Raw genomic sequence first — 8,429 nt, 5'->3', positions numbered from 1 at the left:
AACTCAAAATTATATATATATATATATATATATATATATATATAGGAAAGGTGTGTTATTAAAATGAAGAAAAGTAGAAAAATTTTTCTTTCTTTTGGTGCAATAATAGCATCATCATTAGTTTCAGTTTCAGCTATTACTGCTGCCAATCAAGAAAATTGAAATGAGTTTCAAAGAATGGCAGCCGAAGAATTAAAAACTTTTATTGAACAACAAAAAAAGGGCGATACAAAAAGTTGAACTGAAATCCAACAATGAATTGGTAATTTAAAAATGCCTAAAAAGCACAAAACTTCAAGAAAGTATAAAGAAATAATAGATTTTGCAATTGACAAAAATCAATTGCAATCAGTTTATGATTTTTTTATTCAATTACAAAGTTTTAATCAAATTAATGATGAGAATTCTAAAAACAAGTGAATTCAAGAAATTGAAAATTGATTTTTAGATAGATATTATCTATATAATGATACTTATTACGAAAACAAAAAAGGTTCACTTGAATGAAGATTTATGCCCAATGATGCCATTACTGATGAAGATCATGCAGCTGAAAAAGCAATTGAAGTATTTGATAAAAAAATAAAAGATTTAACAACTTTTAAAACACTTAGTGAATATCGTGGAAGATTTAATACTTTTCAAGAATTTGAAAGGTTTATTTTAGACGAACTTCAAGCAGAATTAAAAAAAGAAGTTTATAATGCTCCACGAGCATATTATGATAATTTTGTAACTATTTTAAAAAATGCAACTGTAGATTCAAGTGATCCAAATAATTTAAATAGAAATATTCCACAGGATTTAAGTAATACATTATTGAATTGATTAAAAAATAGTCAAAACTTAAATGCTGATGAAAAAGCTAAGGGTGGAAACCATGGCAAAGCTTTGGATTTATTAGGGGATAATGGATTAATTGGAATAAATAACAAAATTGCTGAAATTAGAGCCAAACTAGCTACTTATCAAGCAAAAAAAGCTTCTTTTGATTATAAATTTGAACCTGATGAGCCTGAAAAAGTAGATTTTGATAGTGAAAAAGAAAAATTAACAACTCAATTGAAAGAATTACAAAAAAAATTAAATGAATTGAACACAGCTATTGATGGAACAATTAGTAGTACAGGTTGAGACAAGAAGAAACAAGAAATACTAAATTTAACTACTACTAATCAAGAGTTAGCGACAGGTCTAAGTACTTATATAGTTGCTGAAGATAAATTAGAAGGTTTATTAAAATATAGAGAAAAAGTTGGAGAATTACAAAAAATACTTTCAGATTCTTCATTATCTGATGAGCAAAAAAAACACTATACTGAAAGAATCGATAGTTTGGGTGATAATGCAGATAATTATGCTGAGTTGCAAACTATTGGAGACGAGATCAAAAATTCAATTGAAGCAGATTCAAATGTAGAAGAAATTATAAATAAATTTAGTTTATGAACTGACGAACAACAAAAAGATCCTTATCGTGAACAAATTAAAAACGTTTATAAAGATTCAAATTTGGACGAACAAACTAAAAGTGCCAAAATTAAAAAAATTGAACAACAAATTTTTAGCAAAATGAAAGAAAATGCTAATAATTTAATTGATCAAACTTCTTTAGTAAACACAGAAAAAAATGCATATAAAACTTTAATTAATTCTGAAAATATGGATCAAAATATTAATCCATATGATTTCCCTCTACTTAAAACAATTACAAAAGCTAAAATAGATAATTTAGATAGTTTAAATCCAGCACAAAAAGAATATTTCAAAACTAAAATTGATGATCAAAATATTAATGACGCTACAAAATTAAATGCAATTTTAACTGAAGCAGAAAAAGTGAATCAAAAAATGAGTGATTATAAAAATACATTCAAAGATGATTCAAACAGTGATGAAACCAATGTAGCAACAATTAAGAAAAGCACTGATTATACTGAAGCAGATAGTGATAAAAAAACCGCTTTTGATAATGCTTTAGATCAAAGAAACACTGATTTAACAAGTTCAACTGATAATTTAACAATTGAACAAATTAATCAAAAAATTACAGTTTTAAAACAAGCGAAAGAAGATTTAAACGGTGATGAAAATCTATGAGAAGCTAAAAAACAAGCAAAAAATAAATTAAATAATACTTATACATATTTAAACAATGCGCAAAAAGAAGATGCAATTGATAAAATTGAAGCATTAACAACTGTAAATGCTGTTAATAATCAAGATGCCGAAAATAAAAAACTTGACGATGCTATGAAAAGTTATAGTCAAAGTCCAGCTAATATAGAATCAATTAGAACAACTACTGATTATACTCAAGCAGATAATCAAAATACTTTAGAAAATTTAATTACTGCTAAAGAAAATGACATTAATAAAACAAGTGGGCCTAATTTAACTTTAGAACAAGTAAAAGAAAAAACTACAGCACTCAATAATGCAGTTGCTGCTTTAAATGGTGATGAGAGATTAAAAGCTGCTAAAGATGAAGCGATTAGAAAAATTAATTCAGAATATTCATATTTAACACAAAAACAAAAAGAAAAAGCAATTGAATTAATTAATAGTCAAAATACTATTGAAGATGTTAATAATCAAGATACAACCAATAAAGCTTTGGATTCTTCAATGAAGACTTTAAAAGACTATATTTCTAATCAAGCAAAAGTTACTTCAAGCAATGATTATACTTATACCACTAATGCTTTAAGAGTTGCTTATGACGGTAACCCAACTAAAAATAACAATGTAAAAAGTGGTGCGATTAAAGAAGCAGAAGATTTAGTAACTGCCTTAAATACTGATAACAATTCTGATTTAATGAATAAAGAAACAATTGATGCTTTAAACGAAAAAATTAAAGCGGCAATTAATGCTTTAAATGGACAAGAACGTTATGAAGTTGAAGTTGCAAGATTAAATCAATTAAGTACTGCAACTGCTAAAGTTAAAGATAATATAAAAACCACTGATACAGCTAGTGAAATTTCAAATGAAGAAATTGAATTTAATAATGATACTATTCCACAAGATGCTCAACCGGTTGATTTAAATATTACTAATAGAAATGAAGTAACAGGTAAATTAGACTTAACTTACAAATATCAATCAACTAAAGAAAATCTTGAAAGCGTTCAATCAAGTGAAACTTATACTTTAAATAATGATAATGCTCTAAGTACTTTAACTGAACAAGAAAGATTAGATCAATTAGTTCAAGATGAAGCCGTTACTAAGACTGTCGATTTTAATGGCACAGATAAAGAATCTTTTGCTGTTAGTGATTTAAACAAAGATAATTTCACAACTTCTATTACTCCAAATAATAATGCTAAAGTAATTATCGATAAAATCGAATCTGATCCAGATGATCCAAGAGGAGCAATTGTAACTTATAAATTAGAATCAACCAAAGACAATTTAGATAATCAAAAAGTTGTTTCAAGCAAAAGTTTAACTACTAAAACAACTGGATTTATGACCAGCGAAGAAAAAGAGCAAAAAACTATTAATAGCTATAATGCAAGTAATTTTTTAGGAACTCCTAATCCTCTTACTCAAGCATCAGAATTTGTAAATAAATTATCAGAAGTTAATATTACTTTTGATGCTAATGATAATGTTGATCATTCAAATGAAACCATTGTGGTTAAATCAATTAAATCTTGAGATGATAGAACCGGAACATTAGTAGCTAATTTCGTGGTGCAAAGTAATAAAAACGGTAAAGTTCTTACTTCAGATCTTAAAACTATAACTATTAATGGCTATATGACTGAAGAAGAAAGATTAAACGATTTATTAATAAATTGATCTAAAAAATTTGAATTTAATGGCGATAAACCACAAAACAAAACTACTGTAGATGAAGTTAAATTAGCACAATTATCTGGTTATTTAGCAGGATCAAATAATAAAGTTAAATTAATAATTGATGAAATTACTGCAAGAGATAACCAAAACGGTGCACTTACTTTCAAATATCATCTCTTATCTACTCGAACAGATGTTCCAAATAATGAAATTGTTTCTCAGTCAAGAACTTATTCTTTAAGCCCTTTTCAAACTGATAGCGAAAGAGAAAAAGAAAATAAGAGAGAAAAAGAAAATTTAAATGCTAAAGGAATTGATGATTTAGATACAAATGTAACTAAAAATAAATTAGCTTCTGACTATAATGCCGATGAAATTACTTTAAGTGCTAAAGATTCTAACGTTAGTGTAATTGATAAAAAAATCATTGGTTACAATGACATTACTGGTGAAATTAAACTTTCATATAAACTAAAAAGTAATCAAAGTAATATTGAATCTGATACCAAAGAAATTATTCTTAGTGGTTTCAAAACTGAAAGTCAAAGATTAAATGAACTTTTAAATACTTTAAGTAAAGAAGATATTAGTTTTGATGGAACTAAAAAGGACCAATTACCTTCAGTTGAGCCAGCTAATAATAAAAATAATTATGCTTATGATGAAACTAAAAAAACTACGAACAAAGCTAATATAGAAATTAATTCAATTACTCCAAATAATCAAGCTGGAGAAAATACTTTAAATCTCAAATTAATTTCAACTAAAACACAAAATGAATTAGTTTCAAATTGAGAAATTGATAATTTTGTTGCACCTGAAAGTAATAATAAAAACTCAGTAATTGATGGTTTTAGAACTAAAGAAGAGCAAGATAGAATAGATCGCGATGCAGAAAAAGAACGCTTAAATAATTTAACTGTTGTATTAGATTATGAAGATAAAATTACAACTTTACCTTCAGGTGCAGTTATTAAAAAAGTAATTGCAACTATTCAAGAAACTAATCCGGAAGCCAGAGTTGTAATTGATAATATTGATGCAAGAAATGAAATTGAAGGTTATATCGGAATCCAATACCATTTAGTTTCTGAAAAAAGCGATGAAATTTATCAAGATGTAACTTCAGGAAATAAATATGCACAAATTAAAGGCTTTAAAACTGAGCAAATGCGTCTTGATGAAATTATGCAAAACTTAGCAATTGAAGCTGGAATTAAAAATCTTACAAGCGACAAATATAATAAATTAACGGCATCAAAATTATTAAAAGATTTAATTTTAAATAAATTAGCAACTAATCAAGATACAAGCTATAACTTAAAAGTAGTAGAAAAATCAGCTAATGATAACACAGGTGAAATTAGTTATACTTGACAAATTATTTCTAATAGAGGTGTGGTAAATTCACAAAACTTGAATAATGTAACATCAAGCAGTCAATATAACAAATCAGGTACTTTAAGTGGCTTTAAAACTTTAGAGCAAATCGAAAAAGAAAGATTAAATTCTCTTGATTTTAGTGACAAAGTTGAAAATGGCGTTCTTTATCGTATTGATTATCCAAATAAAGCAAATGAACAAGCTTCAAGTTTATCAGATGCAACCACTAATTGAACTTGAGATACATTAAATAAAGATGATTATGAATTTATTAATCAAAAAATTATTGGTTACAATGATTTAACTGGTGAAATTCGTTTAAGTTTCCAAATTAAATCAACTAGACCAGACTTTACTTCTGTAGTTTCTGACACTAAAGAAATTATTATTAGTGGATTTGAAACAGAATTACAAAGATTAAATAAATTAGTTGATACTAATCCATATAATATTTCATTAAATAACACTGTTAATAAAGCAAATCAAAAAGCTTCAACTTTATCTAAAGATGATTTTAGTGCTTCAATTAAAGAAAATGCCGACAATACAAGCGATCATAGCTCTGATTTACTTCTAACAGATGCTAATGATAATACAGGTGAAATTGGAGTTAAATACAAATTAATTTCAAATAGACAAGTAAATACCGATCAAACTGATTTGAAAAAATTAGTAAGCAATTGAAAAGAAAAATTCAATGAACAAAAAGTAATTTCTAAAGAATCAACTTCTGTTAATTTTGCTGGTTTCTTAACTAATATCGAAGAAGAGAAAAGAAGAATTGAAGATTTCTTACCACAAATTGTGCTTGATTTTACAAATCGTGATCAATACTTACCACTTTATAATAAAAATGATGTAATTGATTCAAAAGTAACTGTTAAATTAAACAACAATGAAACTTTAGAACAAAATCAAATTAAAGTTAAAGAAAATTCATTAACTATTACTGAACGTGATGATCGTGAAGGATATATCAAAGTAACTTATACCTTGCAATCAACTAAACCAGGTTTAGAAGGTGCAGAAATTGTTGTTAATGAAACAAGAAGTGATAATACTAATAAATTAAGCGGTTTTAAAACTGAATTACAAAGATTAGAAGATCTAGTTTTTGATTTTAATAATAGTGTTAGTGATAAAAATCAAAAACAAGCTTCAAATACTGCAATTACTATCAGTAATTTAAGTCAAAACGATGCTAAAACTACAAATATTACAATTAGTAATAAAACTCGTGATGAAAGAAATGGTACTTTAAGTGGTACTTATAGCATTTATTCAACAAGAGATGGTTTAAATGACATTCATGTTGATGATAAAAAATTCACTATTAACGGATTTTTAACTGAACAAGAAAGAATTAATAATTTATTAGCTGATGATACAATTCAAGCTCATGTTGAATATAAATTAGATAATCAAGCTGAAATTTTACCTTCAGAATTATTAGCTAATAAAGATGAAGTATTAAATAATTTAAGTACATATTTTGATATGAACTTAGATAATGAAGCGATTAATCAAGTTAATTTAAAAATTAGTGAGTTAAGCGCTGATGATGCTAATGGTTCAATTACCTTTAAATATAAAATTGCTTCAACTAAAGAAAACTTAACTGATATTGAATCAGAACAATCTAAAACTATTACTTTAAGTGGTTTCTTAACTGAATTAGACAAGCATAAAAAAGAAGCTAAGAAAACTATTGATGCATTACAAAACATCTCAGAAACACAAAAAGATGCTGCTAAAGCTAAAGTTGAAAAACAAAACACAATTGACAATGTAAATAACATTGTTTCAAATACGGAAGCAGTTGATGCAGCTCTAGTAACAATTAAAGATATTGCCCCAGTTAAAGAAAAAGTTCAATTCAAAGAAGCTGATGCAGATAAACAAAATGCATTAACTACAGCATTAGATAATTTAAATTCATTAGAAAGCAAAGAAGACTTTGAGAACGCTGTAGAAAACTTGCAAGATAAAGTGCAAACTCTTAAAGATGCTCACAAAGCATTAAACGGAGATTCAAACTTAGCAAAAGCTAAAGCAGATGCTATTGCTGCTATTGATAAGTTAAGTTACTTATCTAAAGCACAAAAAGATGCTGCTAAAGCTGATATTAATGCTAAAGAAGCTATTGTAGATGTAAATAACATTGTAAACAATGCTACTTTAATGAATAATGCTAAAGAAGCTCTAGATAAAGCTTCTAAAGCACAAAAAACAATTGCTTACACAGAAGCTTCAGAACAACCAAAAACTAACTTTGATGAAGCTAAAGCTAATGTAGAAGCAATTAAAGATATTACTAACTTTAATGAGTCAGTAGATAATATCGTTGATTTAACAAATAAATTAAACAATGCAATTGCTGCTCTTGATGGAAGTGTAAGCTTAGATGCTGCTAAAGAAGAAGCTCTTAAAGAACTTGCTAAACTTTCACACTTATCGGATTCTGAAAAATTCAAAGCTTCTGAAGTTATTAAAAACGCGACAGATGCTGAATCATTAGCAAAAGCTATTGAAGATGCTAAAACTTTAAACAAAGCTAACTACGATACAAAAGTAAGTGAATTAGATAACTTAACTAATGAATACTTACAAAGTACATATGGGACAGCTAAATCAAATAAATTAAGAGAAAAAATCGAAGAAGCATTAGCAAACTTTGCTGCTAAATCATTTGAAGATACAAATGGTGCAGAAGCTATTGCTAAATCTGAAAACTTGCTTAGTTTAGTTGATTGCATCACAACAGATGTATCAAAACCTAAATTTAATACATCATCAGAAGCTTCATCATTAAGCAACATTGACCAGTTCTCAAAAGCTTTAAATGATAATAATTACTTTAACATTGCTACAAAAGAGAAATCACAAATTAAAGCTGATGATGTTAAAAACTTAAAACAAATTATTTCTAATATTGCAAAGATTAACAACTTAAATGTGCTTACAACAGCGATTGTAAAATCATTAAAAGAAACATCACCAATCTTAATCTGGCCATACTTCGTAGCTGCTTCAGCTGCAACTTGATTAATAGGTATGTTAATCTTTGTATTTGGTAGAAAGAAATAAGAAGTTAACTAACGATTAATAAACAAACAAAATCAATCAGTACTAGACAAAAATAGTGCTGATTTTTTTGTATTTTTTAAAAATCTAAAAATTTCATAAATGAGAAACTTTAAGGGTAAAAATATGTAAAAAATTACTTTTTACAA

1 protein-coding gene is annotated in these 8,429 nt (G+C 26.7%); it reads left to right on the top strand.

Translation table 4 applies throughout. From position 1 onward, the window contains the following. The first annotated feature begins 63 nt into the window (after nucleotides 1–63). Nucleotides 64–8,283, top strand: a complete 8,220-nt coding sequence (locus ACNF36_RS00805) for a lipoprotein 17-related variable surface protein (protein ID WP_418303399.1) — start codon at nucleotides 64–66, stop codon at nucleotides 8,281–8,283. Nucleotides 8,284–8,429: the final 146 nt, after the last annotated feature.

The organism is Mycoplasma sp. 4463 (assembly GCF_048381515.1).
GTDB lineage: Bacteria > Bacillota_I > Bacilli_A > Mycoplasmatales > Metamycoplasmataceae > Mycoplasmopsis.
Note: the sequence above shows the minus strand (reverse complement) of the source record. Positions and strands in the feature narration are given on the sequence as shown.